23 protein-coding genes, 2 pseudogenes and 1 other annotated feature are annotated in these 25,392 nt (G+C 38.5%); of the genes and pseudogenes, 7 read left to right on the forward strand and 18 right to left on the reverse strand.

Going from position 1 to position 25,392, the window contains the following annotated elements; translation table 11 throughout:
* Window positions 1-44: 44 nt before the first annotated feature.
* The 5 genes from CSE16_RS21400 to CSE16_RS11480 all read right to left on the reverse strand — a co-directional run bounded on the left by CSE16_RS21400 (window position 45) and on the right by CSE16_RS11480 (window position 4,891).
* Complete coding sequence (locus tag CSE16_RS21400; protein ID WP_157764800.1) at window positions 45-185, reverse strand: hypothetical protein; 141 nt, start codon at window positions 183-185, stop codon at window positions 45-47.
* Between the two features lie 23 nt (window positions 186-208).
* Window positions 209-835 (reverse strand): hypothetical protein, encoded by a 627-nt coding sequence (locus tag CSE16_RS11465; RefSeq protein ID WP_099424027.1) that lies wholly within the window; start codon window positions 833-835, stop codon window positions 209-211.
* Window positions 836-1,525: 690 nt separating this feature from the next.
* Window positions 1,526-1,864, reverse strand: coding sequence for a YqzG/YhdC family protein (locus CSE16_RS11470; RefSeq protein ID WP_099424028.1), 339 nt, complete (start codon window positions 1,862-1,864; stop codon window positions 1,526-1,528).
* Window positions 1,865-2,012: 148 nt separating this feature from the next.
* Window positions 2,013-3,977: a methyl-accepting chemotaxis protein gene (locus tag CSE16_RS11475; RefSeq protein WP_099424029.1), complete on the reverse strand. Its 1,965-nt coding sequence runs from the start codon at window positions 3,975-3,977 to the stop codon at window positions 2,013-2,015.
* A 374-nt stretch (window positions 3,978-4,351) separates the two neighbouring features.
* Window positions 4,352-4,891 (reverse strand): hypothetical protein, encoded by a 540-nt coding sequence (locus CSE16_RS11480; protein WP_099424030.1) that lies wholly within the window; start codon window positions 4,889-4,891, stop codon window positions 4,352-4,354.
* 256 nt (window positions 4,892-5,147) lie between these two features.
* Here CSE16_RS11480 and CSE16_RS11485 point away from each other — a divergent pair, with 256 nt between their 5' ends.
* From CSE16_RS11485 to CSE16_RS11495, 3 genes and pseudogenes are all read left to right on the forward strand, one after another.
* Complete coding sequence (locus CSE16_RS11485) at window positions 5,148-5,519, forward strand: VOC family protein (RefSeq protein ID WP_099424031.1); 372 nt, start codon at window positions 5,148-5,150, stop codon at window positions 5,517-5,519.
* A 251-nt stretch (window positions 5,520-5,770) separates the two neighbouring features.
* The gene (locus CSE16_RS11490; protein WP_099424032.1) at window positions 5,771-6,859 is read left to right on the forward strand and encodes a glycosyltransferase; all 1,089 of its coding nucleotides are present in this window, start codon (window positions 5,771-5,773) and stop codon (window positions 6,857-6,859) included.
* A gap of 340 nt (window positions 6,860-7,199) precedes the next feature.
* Window positions 7,200-9,761, forward strand: a pseudogene (locus CSE16_RS11495) (collagen-like repeat preface domain-containing protein); the annotation flags it as partial.
* A 636-nt stretch (window positions 9,762-10,397) separates the two neighbouring features.
* Here CSE16_RS11495 and CSE16_RS11505 read toward each other — a convergent pair.
* The 6 genes and pseudogenes from CSE16_RS11505 to CSE16_RS11530 all read right to left on the reverse strand — a co-directional run bounded on the left by CSE16_RS11505 (window position 10,398) and on the right by CSE16_RS11530 (window position 13,168).
* On the reverse strand, window positions 10,398-11,099 hold the full coding sequence (locus tag CSE16_RS11505) for a VOC family protein (protein ID WP_172954382.1): 702 nt from the start codon (window positions 11,097-11,099) through the stop codon (window positions 10,398-10,400).
* Window positions 11,100-11,257: 158 nt separating this feature from the next.
* Complete coding sequence (locus CSE16_RS11510; RefSeq protein WP_099424035.1) at window positions 11,258-11,464, reverse strand: hypothetical protein; 207 nt, start codon at window positions 11,462-11,464, stop codon at window positions 11,258-11,260.
* Window positions 11,461-11,643: a hypothetical protein gene (locus CSE16_RS11515; RefSeq protein WP_099424036.1), complete on the reverse strand. Its 183-nt coding sequence runs from the start codon at window positions 11,641-11,643 to the stop codon at window positions 11,461-11,463. Before CSE16_RS11515 ends, CSE16_RS11510 begins: the two co-directional genes overlap by 4 nt.
* A 28-nt stretch (window positions 11,644-11,671) precedes the next feature.
* Window positions 11,672-11,791, reverse strand: a pseudogene (locus CSE16_RS22230) (arsenic resistance protein); the annotation flags it as partial.
* 68 nt (window positions 11,792-11,859) lie between these two features.
* A complete protein-coding gene (locus CSE16_RS11525) occupies window positions 11,860-12,579 on the reverse strand; it encodes a YwaF family protein (RefSeq protein WP_157764801.1) in 720 nt (239 codons plus the stop codon).
* A 166-nt stretch (window positions 12,580-12,745) separates the two neighbouring features.
* Window positions 12,746-13,168 (reverse strand): DUF1801 domain-containing protein, encoded by a 423-nt coding sequence (locus CSE16_RS11530; protein ID WP_099424038.1) that lies wholly within the window; start codon window positions 13,166-13,168, stop codon window positions 12,746-12,748.
* Window positions 13,169-13,440: 272 nt separating this feature from the next.
* On the opposite strand from CSE16_RS11530, the gene CSE16_RS11535 reads away from it, so the two are divergent.
* Window positions 13,441-14,199 carry a glucosaminidase domain-containing protein gene (locus CSE16_RS11535; protein WP_099424039.1) on the forward strand — a complete coding sequence of 253 codons (759 nt, stop codon included), beginning with the start codon at window positions 13,441-13,443 and terminating at the stop codon, window positions 14,197-14,199.
* A gap of 44 nt (window positions 14,200-14,243) precedes the next feature.
* On the opposite strand, the gene fosM is transcribed toward CSE16_RS11535, so the two are convergent.
* Both fosM and CSE16_RS11545 read right to left on the reverse strand, forming a co-directional pair.
* Window positions 14,244-14,666 carry a FosM family fosfomycin resistance protein gene (fosM, locus tag CSE16_RS11540; protein WP_099424040.1) on the reverse strand — a complete coding sequence of 141 codons (423 nt, stop codon included), beginning with the start codon at window positions 14,664-14,666 and terminating at the stop codon, window positions 14,244-14,246.
* Window positions 14,667-15,064: 398 nt separating this feature from the next.
* Complete coding sequence (locus CSE16_RS11545) at window positions 15,065-16,654, reverse strand: 2-isopropylmalate synthase (protein WP_099424041.1); 1,590 nt, start codon at window positions 16,652-16,654, stop codon at window positions 15,065-15,067.
* 149 nt (window positions 16,655-16,803) lie between these two features.
* Window positions 16,804-17,038, reverse strand: a binding site (T-box leader).
* Between the two features lie 156 nt (window positions 17,039-17,194).
* Between CSE16_RS11545 and CSE16_RS11550 the strand changes: the two genes are divergently transcribed.
* Together CSE16_RS11550 and CSE16_RS11555 are read left to right on the forward strand one after the other, a co-directional pair.
* Window positions 17,195-18,754, forward strand: coding sequence for a hypothetical protein (locus CSE16_RS11550; protein ID WP_099424042.1), 1,560 nt, complete (start codon window positions 17,195-17,197; stop codon window positions 18,752-18,754).
* 19 nt (window positions 18,755-18,773) lie between these two features.
* On the forward strand, window positions 18,774-19,571 hold the full coding sequence (locus tag CSE16_RS11555; protein ID WP_099424043.1) for an SAM-dependent methyltransferase: 798 nt from the start codon (window positions 18,774-18,776) through the stop codon (window positions 19,569-19,571).
* Between the two features lie 358 nt (window positions 19,572-19,929).
* On the opposite strand, the gene CSE16_RS11560 is transcribed toward CSE16_RS11555, so the two are convergent.
* The 3 genes from CSE16_RS11560 to CSE16_RS11570 form a co-directional block, all read right to left on the reverse strand.
* Entirely contained in the window at window positions 19,930-20,430 is a 501-nt protein-coding gene (locus tag CSE16_RS11560) for a hypothetical protein (RefSeq protein ID WP_099424044.1), read from the reverse strand.
* A 502-nt stretch (window positions 20,431-20,932) separates the two neighbouring features.
* Window positions 20,933-21,655: a metallophosphoesterase family protein gene (locus CSE16_RS11565; RefSeq protein WP_099424045.1), complete on the reverse strand. Its 723-nt coding sequence runs from the start codon at window positions 21,653-21,655 to the stop codon at window positions 20,933-20,935.
* Between the two features lie 332 nt (window positions 21,656-21,987).
* Window positions 21,988-22,344, reverse strand: coding sequence for a winged helix-turn-helix transcriptional regulator (locus CSE16_RS11570; RefSeq protein ID WP_253896070.1), 357 nt, complete (start codon window positions 22,342-22,344; stop codon window positions 21,988-21,990).
* A 129-nt stretch (window positions 22,345-22,473) separates the two neighbouring features.
* On the opposite strand from CSE16_RS11570, the gene CSE16_RS11575 reads away from it, so the two are divergent.
* On the forward strand, window positions 22,474-23,091 hold the full coding sequence (locus CSE16_RS11575; RefSeq protein WP_253896071.1) for a nitroreductase family protein: 618 nt from the start codon (window positions 22,474-22,476) through the stop codon (window positions 23,089-23,091).
* Window positions 23,092-23,525: 434 nt separating this feature from the next.
* Here CSE16_RS11575 and CSE16_RS11580 read toward each other — a convergent pair whose 3' ends face one another.
* Window positions 23,526-24,677, reverse strand: coding sequence for a sensor histidine kinase (locus CSE16_RS11580; protein WP_099424047.1), 1,152 nt, complete (start codon window positions 24,675-24,677; stop codon window positions 23,526-23,528).
* On the reverse strand, window positions 24,677-25,360 hold the full coding sequence (locus CSE16_RS11585; protein ID WP_099424048.1) for a response regulator transcription factor: 684 nt from the start codon (window positions 25,358-25,360) through the stop codon (window positions 24,677-24,679). The genes CSE16_RS11580 and CSE16_RS11585 overlap by 1 nt, the downstream gene beginning before the upstream one ends.
* Window positions 25,361-25,392: the final 32 nt, after the last annotated feature.

Here is a 25,392-nt window from a genome sequence, read left to right on the forward strand (position 1 = left end):
ACGGGCCCTGTACATGAATTTTTTCCAACACCGCTCATTTCATTTTATGAATTACAACAAATTGATTGGGCACACGGTGCAAAATATTTTCTACAACCACAACCACAAAAACGTTTTACATTTTCTTTTGTTTTTTTCTGTTGCTCTAAATGCTTTTCTTTAAAAGCTCCTGCCATTCGCTTCATTGTAAACCTCCCTCCGTTCAGTACTAACAACATTTAGGGAATTTCACCTTAACGTCATACACTAAATAAAGTTTGTCATCACAAATAATTGCCTTTTTAAAATCAACATCAATTTTCGAATCGCAAAGGTCTACAGGACATCCATGTTCATATTCTGGAATATAGCAAAGTACTTGGTCCACGAAACCTGTTCCTTGACCTGCTGCCGTTCTAAAGTCAAATCTTCTCTCACATTTGTTTAAAAAAACTTCTTCAAAATTGAACCAGTAACCAAATTTACCAATAATATGAACAGCGTTTAGTTTCGTTTTGACGTGTTTTGACTTACATCCATAAATATCAATGGTTGCTTTCGTAACACATGGCTCAATAATACAATGAAGATCTGAAAAATCAGCAACTGGGTTAATACCATTAGAAACAGCTACTAGATTTAATGGCGCTTCTTTAATAAAACATGTAGAGAAAGTTTGCTTACATGGTCTATCACAAAAATTTGTTTCATGTTTTAGAATGTCTGAATACTTTTCCATCATCTCTTCTTTAGAGCTAACGAAATTAATATCACTAACACCATATAAAGATTCGATTTGTTGAAGTAAACTTGAATTCTCCTCAAATTGAGCGACTTTATAATATTTATCTAACATTATTTTTTCCTCCTTTCCTGTAAAATGCACTACAGTGTTAATCTATTCAGTTTCAATAATATGTTTTGGATATATAACCTATTTTTACTCATTAATTTTATAGTTTCAATTTTATTGCAAATTAGAGGTGCAAAGTCTAGAACTTTTAAAGATAATTGCTAGCCACCCAAGTCTCTCTACTGTTTAGTTGTCTAATCTAGCAATAGAAAGAATAACGGATGCTCATCATATCTAAAATTAATTGATTCTAAGCATTACAAAATGAAATAGGTTTATGTAATTCAACTATAAATGGGTATGCACCTGGTGAAGAATATTTTTACTGAATAATCTACAGGGATATATATTTTAATACGTCATAAAAGCCTTGCTGAACACTAGAGTTCAATAAGACTTTTTGGATTGAGCGACTATTTTTGGCTAGCACTAATTGCTGCACCCGATACAAAAATTGGTTTATTCCATATTTGTAGATCAACACAGCGGAAATATTGGCTGAAATGAGGACATAAATTTCAACTGAAAATTAATAAAGAACCTATTTAATTGTGAATGAGTTTTTTTATTTTGTATGATTAGCGCTTTATTAATAGCTCTATCCACTGTGCCAATTTCATAATCACTTTTGTATTAAAGCATAGGAACCGAATAATTGTACTTGCACCCAGTGTATAATATGAAGAAGGCCGTTCACCGAGTCGTTTCTTTGAATGTAATGTTTATTACTTTTTCTGTTTTTCGATCAAACTTAATGTTAATAAATACACCGAACTCTTTGTTGCCTTCACGTAACCAAAGTTTAAATTTTTCTGTGGAGGTATCCGTTCCTTCCTCTCTTCCAATATGATGATAATCAATAATACTTGCTTGCGGATATTTTTCCTTAGTCTTTTGCATAGCAATTCCTCCCCATTTTGCATATGGAGGAACTTCTTGTGATACCTTTTCCACATCGTTCGAATTCGCAAATATGAAATTAGCTAAAAGTAATGTACAAGAAATGACTGCTATTGATAAAAAGGTTTTCATGTCTTTTAATGCTCCTTTTTATCTTAGTCTTTCCTTGTTTTTTTTGACCATTCGCTTTTGGCTACTCTAATTGAATAGTAAAAAGATGGTTGAAGCATATAAACATTACTTCAACCATCTTTTTTAAAATGTACTATTAAACTAAAATTTAATATTTGAACTGGTTAATAAGAGATTTTAACTCATCCGCCATATGAGAAAGTGATTGTGCAGATGCATTAATTTCTTCCATTGAAGCTAATTGCTCCTCTGTAGATGCAGCAACTTCTTCTGATGTAGCAGCATTCCCTTTTGCTGTGAAAGCTAAATCTTCTGTAATTGCGGTAACCTCTTGCACACTTGCCGACATTTGTTCGGAAGCGGAAGATACTTCTTCCATTTTCGGAGTAATTTCTCTCATGCTTGTCATGATGACTTGGAACTTAGAAATCGCTTCATCCGATACGCGTAAGCCACTTTGTACGTCCTCTGTAACTTGAGCCATAATACGTACCGATTGTTCCGTGTCTGCTTGAATACCATGAATTAATTCGAAAATTTGTTTTGCTGATTGTTGGGATTGCTCTGCCAGTTTACGCACTTCATCTGCAACTACAGCGAAACCTTTCCCGTGCTCTCCTGCTCTTGCAGCTTCAATCGCAGCGTTTAAAGCGAGTAGATTCGTTTGATCAGCAATGCCTGTAATGACATCTAAAATGGACGTAATTTGTTGCGAACGATCATGTAACGTTTGAATTTTTGTGTTTGATTCTGAAACGGATTGATGTATGAAATTCATTTGATCCTTCGTATCTTGGACTACTTTGCCACCCTCATCTGCCTGCATCGTAGCGTGCTGTGAAAGATCCGTTACAGTAGAAGATATTTCTGCTATATGAAGAATTGCTTTTGACAATTCATTTAAAGATTCCGCGTTTTTGCTTGCACTGATTGTTTGCGTATCTGCACTAGAAGCAACTTCTTGTATCGCAATTGCCACTTGCTCGGTTGCCGAGCTCGTTTGATCGGCATTAGCTGTTAACTCTTCCGCTGAAGATGCGACTTCTTCTGCATTTACTTCTACTTTTTTTATTAGTGTTCGAAGACTTTCCTGCATATCATTGAAAGCTTGACCTAATTGTCCAATTTCATCATTCGAAGTGATCGTTACTTTTTCAGTTAAATCCCCTTTACTGATCGTCACTGCACTTACTTTTAATTTGTCAATCGGTCTAATAATTCCTTTTACGACGAAATGAACGGCAATCGCGCTAACTACAATGGCAATAATTAACACAAGTAACGTTGTATACAATATAAAGGAAGCAGATTCATCTATTTCTTTCGAGAAAATTGTTCCTGAAATTTTCCAACCCGTCAATTTATTTGTTGTAAAAAATAATATTCGGTTATCCCCTTCATAAACATAATCATACGTACCAGATTCCTTCTCATACATCTTATCCATGAAGCTCTCTTTTACTTCTCCACCCCCTTCTAATGTAGGGTGTGAAATAACCTTTTTGTTGACATCAAAAATGGAAGAGTACCCATCTTTCCCGATCTGAATAGATTCTGACATTTTTTGTAAGTCTGTTAGTTTAAGATCTACTGCAACAACCCCTGAACGGTCTTTTAACTGTTGAGCAATTGTAACAATCATTTCTTCAGTCCTCAAATCTTTGTAAGGCTCTGTTATAAAAGGATCCCCTTGAAGCTCTACTGCATTTTTATACCAACTTCTATCCAAAGGGTTATAATTTTCGGCAGTAGGCACGTTCTCTCCTTGAATAAATTTCCCACTCGTCGTTGCAACATAAATGCTGAAGATATCTGGGTTTCGTTTAAAGTATTGTTGAAGAGATGTCCTTAAGGCAACCTCACCCTGTTCATACATCGACGAATTAATTTCCTCACTAAAGACATCAATGTCATTAATTTTTTCACTAATGGTTTTGTCTATAAGTTTGTTTAATACCCCTATGCTCTGGTTGGCACTTTGAAGAATTTCTTCTTCAATTGAATCTTTTGCTGCTAGATAGGAGAGGCTCCCTACTAAAACAACTGGGATTACTAATACAAGTGCAAACGCAATATACAGCTTGTTTTTAAGGCTTCTAAATAATTTTTTCATGTAACGGTTCTCCTTTTTCTGTATAAGCTTTAAAAGCTTTTTCTTTAGATGCATTAATTCGAAAAACGCTTTACAACAGCCCTTTCGATTCATAAATGATGTCCATAATTTTTATCGGTCGAAACTTTATAATTCGAAGTCTTTTTTGTTACTCACATGAAATATATTACTTATTATTCTCAAATTTCGATGTGCCCTTATACTTCTAGTAATTCCGATCAAAAATGTACCTTGCACACGGTGTAGAATATACATTTTCTATACCTCGATACGCCAAAAAAGCCTTGTTGAACAATAAAGTTCAACAAAACTTTTTTGATTGCATTTTATTGTTACTGACAAAAGTTCCCAAACCAATTACAGAATGGACTTTACTAGGCTTTCTCGGGTCTTGGCCAAATGAAATAAGAAATAGAGAAAGCAAAATCGATACCGAGCACAAGTGCCCATATTTTCAATGTCTCTAAAAACACTTCCGTTCTTGCTGGGTCATTGATGAAAAAAATCATGGCCACTAGAAATGCAGCACCGATAATATAGGCAAGAACGTGTTGTAATGAACCTTTCATCGAATGACGTGCATGTGCGTAGCCTGTTTTCCTTATCGGTTTTGGTCCTTTTTTTTGAATGTAATAAACAAAACGTTCGTCCGCCCAGTGAATCATACTTTTACCAAACGCGACTGACACCCCAAGATAAATGGCAGCGATTGCATGCACTTGCGTCGCGGTTGCTCCATTATACAAGTCAGTTGCTGTGACGATGAGTAATATTAAATCAATTACTGGCGTCAAGGCAAGAAAAAAAAGTCCCAGTCGTTCAAATTTGAGAATGTATCGTGTGATGAGCCCCAGCAAGATAACAATCCAAAAGCCGATTTCACATGCGACGATCATCCATGAGATGAAATTCATATACAACAACCCCTTTTAAAGTTTCCATTCACGGTACTGAAGATTTGAAAATTTTACAAATTAATTATAGTATATAAGAATATAAATAATCAGTCATCTAAATACTGGATCATTAACAAATTCTAGGGATGACTTGTTTGTGTTACTGGTGCAGAATGATATCGGATTAACATTACAAAAATTGGACAAACTGAATCATGTTATACAAAGGAATGTTGTATACTTTCTTTATTATTAATTTTTTATAGGAGGAAATATGAAACTAGGTGCATTTTCTGTTAGTTTAAGTGTAAAAGATATTCATAAATCAAAAGCCTTTTACGAAAATTTAGGGTTTCAAGATTTTGGCGGGGATATTACTCAAAATTGGCTTATTATGAAAAATGAGAGTACGATCATTGGTCTATTCCAAAACATGTTTGAAAAGAATATTTTGACTTTTAATCCCGGTTGGAATGAGAATGCAGAAAATCTCGATTCGTTTACGGATATTCGAGATCTCCAGAAACAGCTTAAAGCACAAGGCATTAAATTACTGACTGAAGCAGATGAATCAAGCGAAGGCCCTGCAAGCTTTACAATTGAAGATCCTGATGGTAATGCTATTCTTATAGATCAACACAGATGAAATAATGTCTAGAATGGAAATCTACACAATTCAAAATCTTGAAGCAATTAGGCCGAGGCTTAATTGCTTTTTTATGTTTTGAGCTTAATTAGTTATTAATCTTGCACCTGATGCAGTAGTTATCATGCATGGACGGCATCATTTCGTTACCTTATATACGTACGATTCTGCATTCAATTGTCCATCCAAGCAAAAAAGCAAAAAACCCCAAATTACATATACTACAAGGATTATTTTAGGAGGGGTACAAGTTGATTACAATCAGTTTATGTATGATCGTCAAAAACGAAGATGAGGTAATTGGAAGATGTCTTGCTTCAGTTAAAGACTTAGTAGATGAAATTAATATTGTGGATACCGGTTCTACTGATAACACGAAGGACATTGTGGGACAGTTCACTGACCGTATTTTTGACTTTCAATGGATCGACAATTTTGCAGATGCACGAAATTTTTCCTTTCAACAAGCAACAAAAGAATATATTCTGTGGCTAGATGCAGATGATGTTTTCTCTGTTGAAGATCAGGAAAAGTTTAAAGCATTAAAAAAGTCATTAACATCTGACATTGATGCCGTGTCTATGAACTATAATTTAAGTTTTGATGCAGAAGGTAATGTGAGCTCTCTACTAAGGAGAAATCGTATCGTGAAAAGAGAGAAAAATTTCCAATGGATCGGTGCTGTACATGAATATTTATCAGTCGGTGGAAATATCTATCAGTGCGATGTCGCGGTAAGCCATTTACCGCTAAGTCATGACCACAATAGAAATATTGAAATATACAATCGATTAGTAAAATCCGGCGAAGAGTTGTCACCTCGTGATACTTTCTATTACGCAAATGAACTTTATGACCATGCACATTATGAAAAAGCTGTTTTTTACTACGAACATTTTTTAACCTCTCAATTAGGATGGATAGAAGATAACATTCGCGCCTGCTTTAAACTAGCGGATTGTTACATTCATTTAAACGACAAAGAAAATATATTGAGCGCAATTTTAAGAAGTTTTGAATATGATATTCCTCGCCCAGAGGCATGTTGTAGACTCGGATATTACTTTATGGAGCAGTTTAAAAATTACGAAGCTATTCACTGGTACGAACAAGCGCTCCTAACGAAACAGCAACCGAATGCCCCATTCCAAAACAACACTTTTACAACCTGGTTACCTCATCTCCAGCTATGTGTCCTATATGACCGCTTAAAACAATACGAAATTGCTAATGCACATAATGAACTAGCAGGAACCTTTATACCGAACGATCCTAAAATACAATTCAATAAAGATTACTTCGACCGAATTTTAAAAAAGGACGATGAGTCAGTCAACTAAAAATCCCTATTAACTATCATGATTCACATAACCTTTTCAAACAATTTTTACGAAATACAAATGCGAGTCTTTGAAAAAGAATTTTCTAGTCTCTATTCTTATTACCTTATTTTTTTCTGTCGTCTTTATTTTTAATTTATTAGTTACTTGTCTTCTCCCTCTTTCTCTTCTATTGAATAAAATAGTCGAGAAAGGAGGTGAAATAATGAATGTTGATGATTTTTTTAAACGTAAGATATGTAAGACTTGTGACTGCTACCCATGCCAATGTTTAGGTAATCATTGGAGTCACGGTGGTCTAAAACATGATGATTGTGGATGGGTACCATGTAAACCTAAAGGATCTACTGGGGCTACTGGACCTACTGGCGGCACTGGTGCTACTGGTGGCACTGGTGCTACTGGCGGCACTGGTGCTACTGGCGGCACTGGTGCTACTGGCGGCACTGGTGCTACTGGCGGCACTGGTGCTACTGGCGGCACTGGTGCTACTGGCGGCACTGGTGCTACTGGCGGTACGGGTGCTACTGGCGGCACTGGTGCTACTGGCGGTACGGGTGCTACTGGCGACACTGGTGCTACTGGCGGCACTGGTGCTACTGGTGGTACGGGTGCTACTGGCGGCACTGGTGCTACTGGCGGCACTGGTGCTACTGGCGGCACTGGTGCTACTGGTGGTACGGGTGCTACCGGCGGCACTGGTGCTACTGGCGGCACTGGTGCTACTGGCGGTACTGGTGCTACTGGCGGCACTGGTGCTACTGGCGGCACTGGTGCTACTGGCGGCACTGGTGCTACTGGCGGCACTGGTGCTACTGGTGGTACGGGTGCTACCGGCGGCACTGGTGCTACTGGCGGTACGGGTGCTACTGGCGGCACTGGTGCTACTGGTGGTACGGGTGCTACTGGTGGCACTGGTGCTACTGGCGGCACTGGTGCTACTGGCGGTACGGGTGCTACTGGCGGCACTGGTGCTACCGGCGGTACTGGTGCTACTGGCGGCACTGGTGCTACTGGCGGCACTGGTGCTACTGGCGGCACTGGTGCTACTGGCGGCACTGGTGCTACTGGCGACACTGGTGCTACTGGCGGCACTGGTGCTACTGGCGGCACTGGTGCTACTGGCGGCACTGGTGCTACCGGCGGTACGGGTGCTACTGGCGGCACTGGTGCTACTGGCGGCACTGGTGCTACTGGCGGCACTGGTGCTACTGGCGGCACTGGTGCTACTGGCGGTACGGGTGCTACTGGCGGCACTGGTGCTACTGGTGGTACGGGTGCTACTGGTGGTACGGGTGCTACTGGTGGTACGGGTGCTACTGGCGGCACTGGTGCTACTGGCGGTACTGGTGCTACTGGCAATACTGGTGCTACCGGCGGTACTGGTGCTACTGGCGGCACTGGTGCTACTGGCGGTACTGGTGCTACTGGCGGCACTGGTGCTACTGGTGACAAGGGTGCTACTGGCGGCACTGGTGCTACTGGCGGCACTGGTGCTACCGGCGGTACGGGTGCTACTGGCGGCACTGGTGCTACTGGCGGCACTGGTGCTACTGGCAGTACTGGTGCTACTGGCGGCACTGGTGCTACTGGCGGCACGGGTGCTACTGGCGGCACGGGTGCTACTGGCGGCACTGGTGCTACTGGCGGCACTGGTGCTACCGGCGGTACTGGTGCTACTGGCGACACGGGTGCTACCGGCGGTACGGGTGCTACTGGCGGCACTGGTGCTACTGGCGGCACGGGTGCTACTGGTGACACGGGTGCTACTGGCGGTACGGGTGCTACTGGCGGCACGGGTGCTACTGGCAGTACTGGTGCTACTGGCGGCACAGGTGCTACTGGCGGTACGGGTGCTACTGGCGGCACGGGTGCTACTGGTGACACGGGTGCTACTGGCGGTACGGGTGCTACTGGCGGCACGGGTGCTACTGGCGGAACGGGTGCTACTGGCGGCACGGGTGCTACTGGCAGTACTGGTGCTACTGGCGGCACGGGTGCTACTGGCGGCACGGGTGCTACTGGCGGTACGGGTGCTACTGGCGGCACGGGTGCTACTGGCGGTACGGGTGCTACTGGCGGCACGGGTGCTACTGGCAGTACTGGTGCTACTGGCGGCACAGGTGCTACTGGCGGCACGGGTGCTACTGGCGGCACGGGTGCTACTGGCGGCACGGGTGCTACTGGCGGCACGGGTGCTACTGGCAATACGGGTGCTACTGGCGGAACGGGTGCTACTGGCGGCACAGGTGCTACTGGCGGCACGGGTGCTACTGGCGGCACGGGTGCTACTGGCGGAACGGGTGCTACTGGCGGAACGGGCGCTACTGGCGCTACTGGCGCTACTGGCGCTACTGGCGCTACTGGCGCTACTGGCGCTACTGGCGGCGGTGCAATTATCGCATTTGCATCAGGGCTTCCTATCGCTCCAACAACAATCGCACTAGGATTAGTAGGTTTACCTGGTTTAGTAGGTTTCGGTAATTCCGTTACATCTGCTACTATTCTAGGAGCGACTATCGATCTTACTGGAGCAGCCGGAACACTTTTAAACTTCGCATTCTCTGTTCCTAGAGGTGTTACTATTACTTCCCTAGCCGCATACTTCAGTTCAACTGTTGCTTTGGCAATTGGAGGAAGTACTATTACTATTAAAGCTCAATTATATCAATCAGCTGCTCCCTCTACTAACATCTTTATTCCAATTGTTGGTGCTGAAGTAAACATACCTTTACCAGGCCCACTTTCTATTGGACAGCATAATTCTGCAATCGTTACAGGTTTAAATATACCTGTAACTGCTGGAACTCGACTATTAATGGTATTCTCTGCAACCGCTACCGGAATAAGTTTGCTTAACACAGTGGCTGGATACGCAAGTGCTGGAATCTCAATTAATTAAACAATTCAAAACAAAAAATAGAACTGCACATAAAGCGCAAAGCTTTTTGGTGCAGTTCTATTTTAAATTCATAATAAATTAATTTACAAAATTTTCAATTAAAATAGTACACCATCTCAAATAGATAGCATACCTCTTTATGTAATTATTTGTTTGACTGACTGCGCCTTAGATTTTCTAATTCATATAAAACTAAAATTCAATGAATGCGAACTGTTACTTTTACGCTACCTGGAGCTGGGACTGTAAGTGAGTCTTGAACACATATTGTATTTACATAACTCCCTCTCCTCTAAACAATAATTTGAACCGCTTTTTAAAATCTATTTCTATTCATAGAAAATCTTCGCAAAGAGAACACTCTTATTTGCATATTTCGGGGGACACAATTGAATTATTTTACGAAGCAGATGGATTAACTGTGCCACTTTACATAGGTGGCGATAACACTGCTGGGATAGTTTGGTCATGTCATAGAATTAATTAATGAAATCCCTCATTACTTTTAAAAAATGATCCAAATAAAATACATCCTTAAGGCTTATTCTTAAAGATGTATTTTTTCATTTCTAAAATAAGCAAACTTTGTTCTTGAATACCTATTTTTGAGAAAAGCATTCTGAGTTCTATACCGCGCTAAATCTCCTTATAGTTTAAGCTACTTTTACACATAAAAAATTCTTGATCTTCATTAATCCCTAAACAAAATTGATTATCCAATATTATTTTCATTGGAAAAACTTTGGACTTCTTTTCAGAAAACAGCCACCTTCTACCTGGACCCGCTAAAATGATAAAAACACCATTGTTACTTTCTTGCATGAAACTCAACTTCGAATTCGTAATGGGAGAATCGTCACTATTTACAATATTGATCGTTTTTAACTGCTCCCCAATCATAGGTGCATCATGTGAGATCAAACCAATTTCTCCAATATTCAAAATACTATGATTTGAAAAAGGCAGTTCGCTTGTTGGGGTTACATTGTACCGCGCAATGAATTCTACGATATTTCCTGCTGGATCTTCAAAATAGCATGAATGTGCCGGCCAAAATGAAAAGTCCGCCTCATCTTCCCCATCTTCTAATAGAAGCGGTTTTTTCTCTTTCAACCAAGCCTTTGCTTCTTGAAATTGATTGGATGGAATATTCATTGCAAAATGATAAAAAGGCTCCCTCGCTCCATTGCTGTTTGTGAATTCTAACATGCTTTTTCCTACTTGGATTCGAAAGCTTTTTGGACTATCACCACAAAGCGAAAAACCTAAATGTTTCGTATAAAATTCTTTCATACTTTGTAATTTATCCGTTTGTAACGTCAGTAATTTAATTTCCATAAATCTAATCTCCTTTTTTACTAATTATAGTATCCAAATGTTAGAACGGAAATTAGACCTTTGTACATTAAAGTGTGACATCTCTCGTAAAAGATAGCGCATTTCATAGTTTGAATGCTGTATTCAAGTAAACTATTTCTAAAGTTATATATAGGTTGTTAAAACGCTGTTTCCACAAAATGTACTACCCCTGTTTCACCATCAATGTAGTGAATATGCCCTTGTGTCGTAGAGGTAGGGTAATCGATTAAATATATGAATTGATAGCGGTGCGAACCAAATCCATAATCTTCCTTTTTAAATACTTGCTGCACTTGCTTAATGATTTTGATTAATTGCTCACGAGAAACTTTCTCTGTTTTCATTTCCTGGTATAATAAGTGACTGAACTTATTTTTTGCTCTTCAAAATATAGCTCTGCAAGCATTGTTTCATCGGCTCCGTAAAAATAAATCATATTACCATCCTGTACCTCTTTTACAATGACATGTTTAATAAATGGTTCAATCATTTTTCTCATACAATTTTTGGTGGCTGATCCCACCATCCACCTCCTTTTTTCGGTGTGCCCATTACATCATTTTATGTATTTTTTTAATATAGAATAATTCCCCCACCAACTCCACTATTGTTTGTGTCACGATCACAGCCGCGGCTAATGTTGCCCAAGAATCAGGTAAAGCTCCCGGTAGAGCGACTATTTTTCTAAATACTAGAAAAAGGCAAACTCCCAACAAACCGTCGAAGCTCACCTTTTTAACTACCTTTTACTTTTATTACAAATAATTAGCGGCAATAGCAAGAGGAGCCAAAAAATAAGGACGAGTCCAATAAAGCCGATGATATAATACTGTTCCCCTAAATAGTGCTCAAGTAGCATTAATGGTGTTCCTTCCGCCGCTTTGTTAAGGAACATAAAATTCGTTCCCCACAATACATTCAAGACGTAGACTATTGGAACGGTCACACATAAAAATAAAATCGGCTGCCATATTTTACGTACGGACAACTTTAATTCCTTTGATAAAAGCATCGTCACCGGATAGGCAAATAAAAGAAGATGGAAGAAAAAACTATGAAAATGAAAATAATTAAACGCGGATACATCCGTCCAATTTGGTGTTATGAGCGACATGAATGCACCCGGCATCGTCAAACAATAGAGCAGCATATCCATGCGATGATCTTTCAGTAAGGCATGTGCTAATACGATAAAAATGCCCAATCCGCAAAGATGTAGGGGCAATGAGTCGTATGAAAATTCACCCTGCTGGATTAACAAGACATTTTTTATGCTCTCCAGCAGCAAAATGACAAGTGCCCATCGTATTTTTATTTTTCTTTGCCCTGCTAAATCCGCGCCACTATACATTTTATACATGATGTAAATAACAAGTACCGTCAACATCAGCCAGCTAAAGTGATACCCATCAAATAATTGAAAGCCATTTTCTAATGATCGAATCGTCTCACTTAGCACACATAAACACCTCTTTTCAAGTTGAAAAAGATCCATGTTTTCTTTATTCTCTATTTTATAGGTTGCATGAGAATTGTGTGCATGACTAGTGGCTAGATATTGAAATTTGCTAGGTTGTATGGCATTTTATCGTGCATGCTACAGATTGGTTCGTACACCCGTACCCCTATTTTTCAGGATACTGACTTTGTAAAAACAATATCGATTGAAGGATCAACTCTTTTAATACGTCTATATCAATATCATCTACTTTATTAATGTAGACACATGCTTTTCCAGTCGTATGTTTGCCGAATTTCGCAAGGAGCTCTTCACGTGCCGTATCACCTGGTGCAAAATACAAGCTAATTTTTGCCTTCCGTGGTGAAAAACCAACAAGCGGCGCGTCCCCTTCATGTCCTGTTTTATAAACGTAATGGTACGCGCCGAATCCAATAATACTAGGCCCCCACATTTTCGCTTCATGGCCTGTTGCTTCCGTAAATAATTGGAGCAATCGATACGCATCATCCCGTTTTTTAGGACTCTCTACCTTTTCAATAAATTCAACAACGCTTTCATCTGTTTCCTTCGTTTTTGGCTCGTACATATTTCCACTCCTCCCCTTGTTTGTCATTAAAACCAATTTACCTTTTTGAATTACTATGTTACAGCAATAGCCAATTCAATTCAAACGCTTCCATTTATCGTTTATTCAACTAAGATAGACAAATTTATTAATGTAAATATCCATTCTTTGAAACTATTTCACTCCCAATTCGTTAAAAGAATGATAAACTCTATTCAATACTATTAAACCTATATTTATATGATGAAAGAAAGGAGGAAGATGTTGTAAGCATTCAACATCAGTAATTTGGCATGGCATTTATTCGAAAAATTTTATTAACGTTCCTAATTCTAGGTGTCGTTTTTGGGCTTTTAATTTTCGGACTCAACTATTTTTTATTTACACCTTCGAACACAGCAGCTCCACAACAAATCGAGGAAGGTCCGGCTGTTGAACAATTTATAGGCGAAATTGGAGAAACAGCGCGCAAGCTTGGTGCTGAAAATGATTTATATGCGTCCGTTATGATTGCACAAGCTATTCTCGAGAGCAAAAGTGGACAAAGTGGCCTTGCTGCATCCCCAAACTATAATTTATTTGGCATAAAAGGACAGTATCAAAATAGTTCCGTTGTGCTTGAAACGTTAGAGGATGATGGCGCGGGTAATATGACAACGATACAGGCAAAATTCCGCAAGTATGCTTCCTATGAAGAATCTTTGAAGGACTATGTCAACTTGCTTCGTAACGGGGTGTCCTGGAATAAGAATTATTATACGAGCGTTTTCAAAAGCAACACAGCATCGTATAAAGATGCGACCCTTTTTTTAACTGGCTCCTACGCGACGGATTCGAAATACAATGATAAACTGAACGCGCTTATTGCACAATACGACTTAGCGCAATACGACAAACCGATCCAAAGTAAAAAAACGATTCAAGTAGCAGATGGCGATTCACTCCCGTTGATTGCTGAAGCAAATGATGTTACCGTTACTTCCATTATGCAATGGAATCAATTAAATTCTAATTTTATAGAAGCTGGACAAACATTGACAATTTATTATTAGAAAAAGGATTTGAGCGGGCGTGCTCAAATCCTTTTTTTATAATCTCAATCGAAAAACTCCATATGTGTATGTTGCTGTTTATAGTAATTTAGCCTGTCCTGTAAAGTTCCAGTATGAAATTCAAACTTGTGACCATCCGGATCTGTAAAGTAAATTGATTTTTTATCCCTTTCGTCTCTCGGGCGACTTGGTAGAATATTTACATTCAATCCCCTAAGCTTCTCGTACATTTGATCAAATTCAGCTTCTTCTATTGAAAAAGCGACATGCGTATAGGATTGACTGATTTCATTGCGCGGAATATCTTTTTCTTCATTAAGAGCAAGCCACATACCATTTAAATCAAAATAAGTTGAACTTCTACCCTTTACTAACAATTTTGCATCAAATACATTTTCATAAAACCAAATAGAATTCTCTAAATCCGACACTGAAAATAAAAAATGATTTATACCCTTTATAGACACGATACCACCTCAAATTTAAACTTCCTATTGTTTACATTATACAAAAGAAGTAGGCGCATTCCTACATTGTTTGTCACATACTCGGTCCTTTAGGTGTTCTCTAGATCAAATGAACATCATCGTAATTTTCAAGTACAACTGTCAGTGGTTCTTTATTCTCTACTAATTTTTGTAGTTCGTCTGAATTGATTGCAGGAGTATTGATTGTTGTAACAATATCAAAATAGAAAAGGGAATAAACCTATGCTCAACCTAGGACAGTAATTTCCTTGATATTATTAAATCATTTATAGAGGAATAATGAATGAATTTTTTTTGCGTTCAAACTCAAAGAAAAGCCCCTCACAGCCATAGCCATGAAGTGCCTTTCCTTGTTTGTGTACCTGGTGGATAATGTGTTACACCGTTGCCTTCACTTCAAATCGTTGTGGTTGTATTTGTGCGACGATGATGCTGTTGATGACATTAATATAAGCCAGAGCAGATGCCTTTAAAATATCCGTATCCGCTGCTTTTGCGATATACTTTTCGCCTTCATGCTCTACGATGATTTTCACTTTACCAAGCGCTTCTTGACCACGAGATACTGAGCTAATATTATATTCGATCAGCTTTACTTCAATATCTGTAATGTTAGCAATGGCCGAATATAATGCATCAATTGGACCAGAGCCGACCGCGCTTGATTTATAAATTCCCTCTCCGCGACGGATTTTTACGCTCGCAGATGGGAACGACGCATTCGAAATAACTTGTAAATCCTCTAGGTCAAAAAACTGATCCGAATAATTTTCTTTATTTGGATTGTTTTTCTCTGCCTTTTCATAATAATTTTCCACGATGACGTATAAATCGTGATTGTATACTTCTTTCTTCGAGTCAGCTAACTTTAAGAAACCTTCAAAAATGCCTTCAAATTCTTCGACCGCAAAATCCTTAAAGCCAAGCTTCGATAATGAATTTTTCACTGCATGTCTACCTGATCGCGCCGTTAGCACAAGCTCCATATCATCTAAGCCAACATCTTCTGGGTGCACGATTTCATACGCATCACGCGATTTTAAAAGACCGTCTTGGTGAATACCAGAAGAATGGGCAAACGCATTGTCCCCTGTAATTGCCTTATTTACCTGTACATCTAGACCCATAAAGCTTGAAACTAAGCGCGATGTATTCATAATTTCCTTCGTCTGAATATCCGTAAAGACATCGTAAATATCACCACGTGTTTTCAGCGCCATTACGACCTCTTCTAATGCCGCATTCCCTGCACGTTCACCGATTCCGTTAATCGTACACTCTACTTTGTCCGCACCATTTTTAATCGCTGCCAGTGTATTCGCTGTCGCCATCCCTAAGTCGTTGTGGCAGTGCACGGAAAGTAATACTGAATCATCTAAATTTTTCATGCGATCATTCAGCTTGTATATCAGCTCGCCCCATTGCTCAGGCTCTGCATAACCAACAGTGTCAGGCACGTTGATCATTGTCGCACCAGCTTTCATGACGGCTTCAATTGTTTTCCATAGGTATTCAAAATCGGAGCGAGATGCGTCCTCTGTTGAATATTGCACTTGTGGCAGTAATGTTTTCGCATATTTGACGGCTTCAACACCAATTTGTAATATTTGATCCTTGGACTTGCTAAATTTCTTTTCAACATGAATATCTGAAGTCCCTAGAACCATATGAATCATTGGATTTTCAGCATATTTGACTGCGTTATATACCGAATCGATATCTGATTTCACCGCACGTGCTAAAGCCGTAATCATGATGTCCGATGTATTACCGACCTTTTGTGCTACTGCTTTTACCGCATCAAAATCACCTTGTGAAGAAGCAGGGAAACCAGCTTCAATGATATCAACACCAAGCTTTTTGAGTTGTTGAGCGATTTCTACTTTTTCATATAAATTTAATTTCGCACCTGGCACTTGCTCGCCATCACGTAAAGTTGTATCAAACACCCAAATTTTTCTACTCATTTTCCAAAACCCCTTTTCCAGTTCATTTTGATTTTTTACCAATCATAAGCAATAAAATACAAATACACCGAGGCGTGATTGCGTTCAGTGAGTTTAGAAACCCTCCCTGAATAAATATAAAAACCCCGCCTCCACGGATGATTAAATCCGATAGAGACGAGGTTTGCTCGCGTTACCACTCTAAATTGAACGGTCATTGCTGAAATCCGTTCCACTTTACGACAGTATATACTGTCTTGCCCTTTAACGGTGGCTTCCGACTTCCCTACTTAGTTTCAGGTTGTAGCTCATGGACGAGTTCAAAATTGTATGTACCAGTTCACACCACCCACTGGCTCTCTAAAAGCATACGGCATTTCTACTATTTCCAATCAAGGCTTATTTTGTTCTCTTGAAAGCAAGTTTAAAGTGTTCTATAAAAGAAGTCAACCGTTTTCTGAAAATTTAATTTTTACAGTGATTTCTCCCTATTTTAGAAAATTCATAATGCTAGTCCGCTCATTTCATCATACAATAGAGATACATAGAGGAGGAATGAACATGGATGGTAAAATACTGACATCTTCTTTAGTCCAGCTAAAAGGACAAGAGTTACGGATGATTTATTCGTTGCTCTTTAAAACAAACATCGTCAGCTTAATTAGCGCGAAAACGAAAGATTTATTTAATAAAGACGTAGATCATTTTAATGCTTCACTCGAAAAAGAAATTGAAAAGCTTACCCATATTTCGGATGAAGCACTACAAATTGATTTATTTTTAAAGCTCACTGAAATCTATGAGTTAAAAGGCAGCCAATATGATTCAGCGCTCGAAATTGAACAAAAATGTGCAGAAATTATTCAAAGTGCCCATGAGGAAATGCTCAAAGATGAGAAGGAATATAAGGAATTTGTACATAGTGCCAGTGATAAAACAGCACTTCAAATTATGATTCATTATCAAATGCAAAAATTATTTTCAGCGTTTGATGGGAAATTTAGAGAGTTTGATGAAAAAGAACGTAATAATTTCACTGAGAAGATTCATCAATTTTTAATGGAATTACCAGCTGAAAAACAGGCGCAATTAAAAGAAAAACTCAATATTGATGACTTAACTAATGAAACGGTCCGACAAATAATGGTGACACAAGGTTCCGTTATCGTACTCTCCATTATTGTTGAAGTTGCTGGCTTTGCTGCGTATACAACATTAACGACTGCGATTGCAACGTCGATGGCAATTGTTGGTGTGACACTCCCATTTGGGGTGTATACATTTGCAACAACTCTTTTATCCTTAATTATCAATCCTTTTGTCCTTATTCCACTTGCACTTGGTGGTGGTGGCTGGTTAATAACCCGTCAAAATAAACATTTACGCAAAAAATTAGTACCTGTTGTCCTATTACAAATGACCTTACCTTTAATTGTTGGCATTGGACATGAGGAAGTAGAACAGCAAAATCTTCAGGCATTTATTGCCCGCTGGCAGCATCAACGCGAGAAACAAAATGAACAAAATACGCAGCTACACCGATTATTAAAAGAAATTGCATTTAATGAAAAAAATGCGCGTGCGTTAGAGAAAAAATCAAGTGAAATCTCAAAGGACATTGCCCATTTGATTAGTGAAATGGAGCATCTGCACCGTTCGTTCAAGCAAATGATTTATAGTATTCAGCCTGGTGAGCAATCCGCTCTTTACACAAGTTTATTAGAAATTTCGGCGAGTAAAAAGGAGCAAATAGCGTCATTAGAAGTCCAAATGATGAGCAATTCTAAGCAATCCGGCTTTTGGAATACGTTAACTTCGGCCTTTGATAAAAATTCCTATAAAAACGAAATTCGCTCACTTGAAAAAGATGTCGAGCAAACGGAAAATCAACTTGTTACTGAATTTCTTGCAATGGATTGCGCGATTTTACAATCAGAGCAACAGCGCTACGCAGCCATTCAAGACCGGATTAGCGAACTCAATCACGAGCGCTCAGATTATTCAAAATCAAGCATCCAAATGCGTCAAGACATTGCAAAGCTCGAAGCGGACTTACTCGACGTGAAAAAAGAATTAAAAGAACACCAAAAACGCTTTTATGGCTTAAAAGATATCCTATAGATAATAGGAGCGAATAAAAATGGACCATTTAATACAATGCATGAAGATAATTGGCGACGATACAATTCAGCGTACCCAGCTAAAACACCGCATGGCACTTGTCGAGGCTTTTCAAATTCAGAAAGGGATGCGCATCTTAGAAATCGGCTGTGGCCAAGGGGATACTACAGTTGCATTAGCCGATACCGTTGGGGAAACGGGTTCGATTTTTGCGATTGATCTTGCTTCACCTCATTATGGTGCACCGATCACACTTGGTGAAGCAGCCGATGCCATTACCCATTCATCACTTGGAAAACGCATCCACTTCCAATTTGAAACGGATTTTTTACAGCTAGACATGGACGAAAAATTTGATGTTGCCGTGCTATCTCACTGTTCTTGGTATTTTCACAAGCCGGATGACTTATTGGCCTACTTCAAAAAGCTTAAATCTGTTGCCGACCGTGTCTGTTTTGCTGAATGGGATCTTGACTATACCTCCCCTTCTCAACGAGCTCATTTTTGTGCAGCGAGTATTTTAGCTCTTTATGAAGCATTATTTGAAGGTCAAGGAAATATTCAAAACTTATTCCATAAAGCACAAATAGAGCAACTGTTGATCGAAGCCGGCTTTACGATTGAATCTGAGCAAATAATCGATGCCACTTATTTACAAGACGGCGCTTGGGAAGTAGATTATGCGAATGAAGTGCTAGAGCAATTTCAAAAAGCCCCTGCCAAATTCCAAACAATCGTCACAAGCTATGGCCAACTAATGAATGACCAAACCGCTGCCATCCATTCGTTAAACAGTTTTATTATTTGTGCGAAGTAAGTTGGCATAATAAAATCCACCACATTAACAATGGTTAATGTGGTGGATTTTTGCAGTTATTCGCTCGAACGATTAATTAATACCTTAAACATTTCAGATCTGTAATTATAAATTAAATTTCAATTTTGCAAGGTGTCCTTTATTTCCTTAATGCAACGGCAGGCTCAGTGTTAATAAGTTTAACGCTCAACATAATAATAAAGAGTATTAACGCAATTCAATCTAATTGGATATCGCTAGTGTAAAACAAGCTGTGTTAAACCCCTGTTAATTCCACTACTTTTCAAAAATCTACTATGAAAAAGGCTTTGAGAAAACGGTAACAACCGTCATTCAAAGCCTTTACTTTACTATACTTTTATTTATTACTTGGTGTTGCTGACATTGACTCAGTTGTTTCTGCAGCTTTTGTTAATTTGCCTTCTTTTTCAAGTTGTTGGATTAGTTTTTCTACCGTAATCCCTTTTTCTTTCGCCATTTCTTCTAAGTTTATTGGCTCACTTGATTGAACCATTCCTGTTGATCCATCTGTCTTAGGGGATTCAATTTCCCCTTCAGCTTTCACAGTTTCCGTTGACGGAACTACTTTTGTCATCTTGCCTTCTTTTTCAAGCTGTTCAAATAGTTCCTCTACTGTAATGCCTTTGTCTTTTGCCATTTGTGCGTAGTCTGTGTATTCGCCTGATTTAATTGCTTCTTCTTTACTCATTGTTGCAGTTGATCTTGAAACTGCTTGTACTGTGCTTGTTCCATTCGTATTTTTCGCGCTCCAAATATCTGTGTTGCTCGCTGCATATGCCGATCCAGCAACCACGCTTAATCCTAGAATCACCGATGTAATTGTTAATTTTTTCTTCATAATAAATTCCTCCTAAAATGTTTTATCTTCTACCCAATAATCTTTAGATACAATGCTGCATCTTTCCTAATGGATGTCTCCAGTGTATAACAAGCTATGTTAAATCCTTGTTAAGGGAATTTGATATTGAAAATAAATAAAAAGTTGTTCTTACAAACTGTTGCTATAAAATAAGGTTTGATTAAAATTACCTCGAAATACGAATTTTATTATAAAATATAAAAATCCCTTTCGAGTGAATATTGCTCAAAAGGGATTCTTATGTAAAGATTTAAGATAACGTTTTATAAAAAAGTTTCGTCATTTTTTCTGCTTAGCTTTTCAATAACGCTGGAAAGTTTAATCATCCCATAACATGCCGTAACACGTTATCTTGGTAACATTGTAGTTAAAAACCAAATAGCTAATAAAATCAACATTAATACTGCTTGCCTATAAATAAACGCATCATATTAACAACATCTATTGTATCCTTCTCCTTCTAAAAGGCACATTTCCGTTATTATTTTTTCATTTCCACAAATTGATCGTACATAATCTCTTTATAATATTGCTCATATCCTACCATTCCTAGTTCCCTCGCAGCGCTAAGCTCGGCTTCTCTATCATACGGAACACGTATAAAATTAATCGAATTAGTTCCATACGAACCATCAACAATAACATATGTAGCATCAATTACATCTAAACCTACACTACCCACATTGCAGAGGATACCGATTTCATAAGTTCTTAAAAAAGTTAAGTGAATATCGCCATAAAAAACAATATCTGGGGTACGTTTTAATTGATGAGATTCGGTTTCTTCACTATTTTCAAAAAGCGACAAACACTCTTCTATTGGATGATACTCAGGTGCAATTCGCTCGAAAACACTCCTCGGTGATGCATGAAAACAACGAATTAGTTTCCCGTTTAACTCAAATTCAATATGAAAAGGTAAGGAAGCCAGGTAGTTATAATCCTCTTCGCTTAGCTGAGTTTGAAACCACTTAATAATTTCGTTATCTGTCTCATCTCGGATAAACACATCCCAATTCCCATAAATGACTTTATCACAATGCTTTCTAACAAGTTTAATACATTCCGAACCACGTGGCCCCTTGCCTACCAAGTCTCCTAAACAAAATATCTTGTCCACACCACGTTTTTCAATATCCTTTAGTACCGCTTCTAATGCAGTTAAATTACCATGAATATCTGAAATAATTGCTATTTTTGACAAATTACTTCCTCCTTCAGTAAGATTGTTTTATATTTTATAGTATTTTAAAAATAGTAATCCACCCGAGAGAACGAAACAGGTTGCTTTGTCCGAGAGTGCAAACAGAAGAATTGATAATGCCGTAAACAACCCCTTTCCCTGGTGATTTGAACCAAAAGAAAAATCATACTTTCGATTCAAATCACTAGGGAAGAATGCAGAAAACATGATCCTCTATATTTTGAAATAAGATTTTTAGAAAAGTATACTTGCCAAATGCGAGACTATATTGACAAACACCGATAGTTTGTTTCAAAGGTATGAAATTTATAAACCCGGCACTCCTGTTTTGCTTACTTTCGGTCTTTCAAAAAATCTTCTTTTTTCCTCGCCCAGGCCATGATCGCTTTGAATACTTCTATGAACTCATAACCCGGGGGTGTCAGTTCGTACTCCACCTTTTTCGGTGCTTCTGCAATGACATTCTTCCTAAGCAAACCTTCTATTTCTAATTCCTTCAATCGCTCCGTTAACAGCCTGTCCGAAATTCCATCTATCGCATTAAGTAATTCGTGATAGCGCTTTGGTCCTTCGAATAATTGATAAATAATGATTCCCGTCCAGCGTTTTCCAATAAATTCTATTGCGAGCCGATACATTTGGCACGATGATTCAATGCTTGGCTCCCGCTCTATTCCATTCCTGTTCATTAGCCAAAACCTCTTTTTGTATTTTTCCTCATCATACCATATTACGAAAAACTTGACAGTTCTAACTTACTAAAAGTATGCTGTAATTGTACTTACTAAAAATTAGTTCGAATAATAGGAGGAATTCAATTGTCCGAAAAAATTTCTACATTAATTCAAGAACGCCGTTCGGTAAGAAAATACGATCCAAACTTTATTATTGATAAAGAAGAGATTTTAGAAATGTTGAAGGTGGCAACACTTGCACCTTCTACAAGCAATTTGCAACCTTGGGAATTTATCGTTTTCATAAATCCCGAAGTGAGGAAAGACTTGAGAGCGATTGCGTATAATCAGGAACAAATTGAAACGGCTTCAGCTGTCATTGCAGTTTTAGGAGATAAAGAATTTCATAATAATATCGATTCTGTCTATGACAGCATGTCTGAAGCAGGATATATTGATGACGCCAGAAGAGAAGTACTAGTCGGCAATGCAAAAAAAACCTATCCATATGCACCAGAAGAAGCACGCAAGAATTTAGCAACATTCGATTCCGGACTGGCTGCAATGCAATTTATGTTAATCGCTAAGGAACGGGGATACGCTACAGGACCAATGGGCGGCTTCGATAAAGTTAAATTCTCGGAGAGCTTCAATGTACCTGACCGTTATTTCCCAATTGTACTGATTACGCTAGGCAAAGAAAACGCACCAGCCTATCAAACAACACGCCTCCCGATAGAGGATAAGGTAAAATTCATATAAGACTACTATGAGTGCCAGGTTCTTATCGGATTTCGAATTGTTTAGTACCTGGCATCTTTCAAATATTCAACTGTGTGTATTTTCTTATTAAAATTTTTCGCTAGTGCTGCTAAAGTGCTATTAATAATACTTGAAGAAATATTCATGCGAAGGAACTCCCTAGTAGAAAATATCCCCAAATTATTACAATAAGTATTTCCATCTCTAGTATACTTTTCTTAAAATAAGGGGTAGCGTCAGGAAATCTCATTTACAGCGTTAAAGAAAGTACAATACTAAAAAATCCAATTTCTCAAAATTAAAATTGAGAAATTGGATTTTTCATTACTCTAGAAAAGCGCCCGATTGTAGAACTAAGAATCACTTTACAAAAAAGCTTTCTTTATCAAACTTTATTTACCTTCTATTGCTATTGTTATGCCTTTTTCAATTTCTTAATTTGTTTTACTAAATGTAAGTTCGAAACATGTACCGCCGTCTTCATTATTTGAAACTTTAATCGTTCCCCTGTGTTTCGTTACAATGCTTTGCACAATAGAAAGTCCAAGTCCAACCCCGCCCGTTTCACGAGAGCGTGATGTATCTACCCGGTAAAATGGCTCGAATATCGTATTTTTCAATTCATCAGGGATCTCAATACCTGTGTCTTTGATGGCAACCATTATTTGCCTGTCATTCGATTTCACATGAATCATTACGTTACCACCGTCAACATTGTATTTAATGCCATTTTCAACAAGGTTATAAAATGCGCGATAAAGTAAGTTTGGATTTCCGTAAATAACGGTATTATCACATTCCAAATATAATCGAACCTTTTTTTCATCGGCAATAGGAGCAAGCTCGGCAATCATTTCTTGTAAAACATCCTTCAAGCAAATCGGTTCCTTTTCAAATCCATCATTCATATTTGTCATCTCTAAAAGGGCAATGACAAGCTCAGATAATCGTTGAATTTGCTTTTCAAAAATGGTAATGAGTGCATCATATTCATCGGTAGAATGGAAGGTTTTCTTTTTAAATACATCTACCTTTGTTTTTAAAACGGCAAGTGGCGTTCGGAGTTCATGTGCTGCATTGGCAGTAAAGCGGCTTTGCATTAGAAAAGCATCATTTAGCTTATCTGTCATTTCATTAAAAGACTGCGTAAGCTCGGCAATTTCATCATTCGTTGGGGGTATTTCCATTGTTTCTGCTAGATTATGCACCGATCGATTATTAATTTGACGATTTAATGTATCTAGTGGTTTTAGCACTTTTCCGGATACATAGTATGTCAGTACGCCACCAGAAACAATGATTAATAGTAAATAAATGACACTTTCAAATTGAAATTCCGTTCTTGCTTGTTGTGACTCTATGGACGGTGTTGTCATCATAGGGTCAATTGACGGCGTTTGAACATTTTCAAAATTATCACGATTTTCAACCGTATTTTGTGCAGGGGATAAAGCAACAGCATCAATTTTCGTTGCCATAATACCGGCTGAGAAATTTAAAATGACGGTAAGCCCTACACAGCAAATTGTTAATAGAATAACCATCAAAGCTGTAAGTCGTAGCCGAATTGGCATTTTTTTAAACATTAAGCGTCACCATCAATTTTTGTAATATAGTAACCTTCACCAATCTTTGTCCGTATCGGATCATTCTTTAAAAGCGCTTTTAGTTTTTTGCGTAATGTGGCGATGTGCACGCGAACAACCCCACTAAAACTATCGGCATGTTGATCCCAAACATGTGCCATCAATTCCTCTTGGCTAACTACTTTCTCTTGGTGAAGTAAGAAGTATTCCAGTAATGCGAGCTCTTTTTTTGTTAGGAGCAATTCATTCGCACCCACAAATACTTTGCGTTTAGTTAAATCCATATTGATTTCTCCACAAGTTAAAAGGCTATTTTCCTGCACAAATTTCCGTCGTAATAAATTTCGTATTCTTGCTTCCAGTTCCGCAAAGTCAAATGGCTTCGTTAAATAATCATTTGCCCCCATATCTAAGCCTTGCACTTTGTCAATTATACTACTTCTTGCACTTAGTACTAAAACTTTTACTTCTTCATTTTCTTCTCTTATCTTTTCTAACACATGGAATCCGTCCATTTTCGGAAGATTTAAGTCCAAGATAATTAAGTCATATTTTTCAACAAATGCCAGTTCATAGGCATCTTCTCCATTACCGCAAGTATCCACTGCATAGCCTTCCATTCGAAGTCCCTCAGCGATCGCTTCCTGTAAATCCAACTCATCTTCAGCAACAAGAATTCTCATATTAAAAATCACCTCAATATCCTAAGTTTAGC

It is taken from the genome of Solibacillus sp. R5-41 (genome assembly GCF_002736105.1).
In the GTDB taxonomy this organism is placed as follows: domain Bacteria; phylum Bacillota; class Bacilli; order Bacillales_A; family Planococcaceae; genus Solibacillus.

What these genes read in the sequence shown, in the direction of transcription:
- CSE16_RS21400 (WP_157764800.1), bottom strand. Translation starts at nt 185, where the DNA reads ATGAAGCGAATGGCAGGAGCTTTTAAAGAAAAGCATTTAGAGCAACAG.
- CSE16_RS11465 (WP_099424027.1), bottom strand. Translation starts at nt 835, where the DNA reads ATGTTAGATAAATATTATAAAGTCGCTCAATTTGAGGAGAATTCAAGT.
- CSE16_RS11470 (WP_099424028.1), bottom strand. Translation starts at nt 1,864, where the DNA reads ATGAAAACCTTTTTATCAATAGCAGTCATTTCTTGTACATTACTTTTA.
- CSE16_RS11475 (WP_099424029.1), bottom strand. Translation starts at nt 3,977, where the DNA reads ATGAAAAAATTATTTAGAAGCCTTAAAAACAAGCTGTATATTGCGTTT.
- CSE16_RS11480 (WP_099424030.1), bottom strand. Translation starts at nt 4,891, where the DNA reads ATGAATTTCATCTCATGGATGATCGTCGCATGTGAAATCGGCTTTTGG.
- CSE16_RS11485 (WP_099424031.1), top strand. Translation starts at nt 5,148, where the DNA reads ATGAAACTAGGTGCATTTTCTGTTAGTTTAAGTGTAAAAGATATTCAT.
- CSE16_RS11505 (WP_172954382.1), bottom strand. Translation starts at nt 11,099, where the DNA reads ATGGAAATTAAATTACTGACGTTACAAACGGATAAATTACAAAGTATG.
- CSE16_RS11510 (WP_099424035.1), bottom strand. Translation starts at nt 11,464, where the DNA reads ATGAAAACAGAGAAAGTTTCTCGTGAGCAATTAATCAAAATCATTAAG.
- CSE16_RS11530 (WP_099424038.1), bottom strand. Translation starts at nt 13,168, where the DNA reads ATGTACGAGCCAAAAACGAAGGAAACAGATGAAAGCGTTGTTGAATTT.
- CSE16_RS11535 (WP_099424039.1), top strand. Translation starts at nt 13,441, where the DNA reads ATGGCATTTATTCGAAAAATTTTATTAACGTTCCTAATTCTAGGTGTC.
- CSE16_RS11545 (WP_099424041.1), bottom strand. Translation starts at nt 16,654, where the DNA reads ATGAGTAGAAAAATTTGGGTGTTTGATACAACTTTACGTGATGGCGAG.
- CSE16_RS11550 (WP_099424042.1), top strand. Translation starts at nt 17,195, where the DNA reads ATGGATGGTAAAATACTGACATCTTCTTTAGTCCAGCTAAAAGGACAA.
- CSE16_RS11555 (WP_099424043.1), top strand. Translation starts at nt 18,774, where the DNA reads ATGGACCATTTAATACAATGCATGAAGATAATTGGCGACGATACAATT.
- CSE16_RS11560 (WP_099424044.1), bottom strand. Translation starts at nt 20,430, where the DNA reads ATGAAGAAAAAATTAACAATTACATCGGTGATTCTAGGATTAAGCGTG.
- CSE16_RS11570 (WP_253896070.1), bottom strand. Translation starts at nt 22,344, where the DNA reads ATGAACAGGAATGGAATAGAGCGGGAGCCAAGCATTGAATCATCGTGC.
- CSE16_RS11580 (WP_099424047.1), bottom strand. Translation starts at nt 24,677, where the DNA reads ATGTTTAAAAAAATGCCAATTCGGCTACGACTTACAGCTTTGATGGTT.
- CSE16_RS11585 (WP_099424048.1), bottom strand. Translation starts at nt 25,360, where the DNA reads ATGAGAATTCTTGTTGCTGAAGATGAGTTGGATTTACAGGAAGCGATC.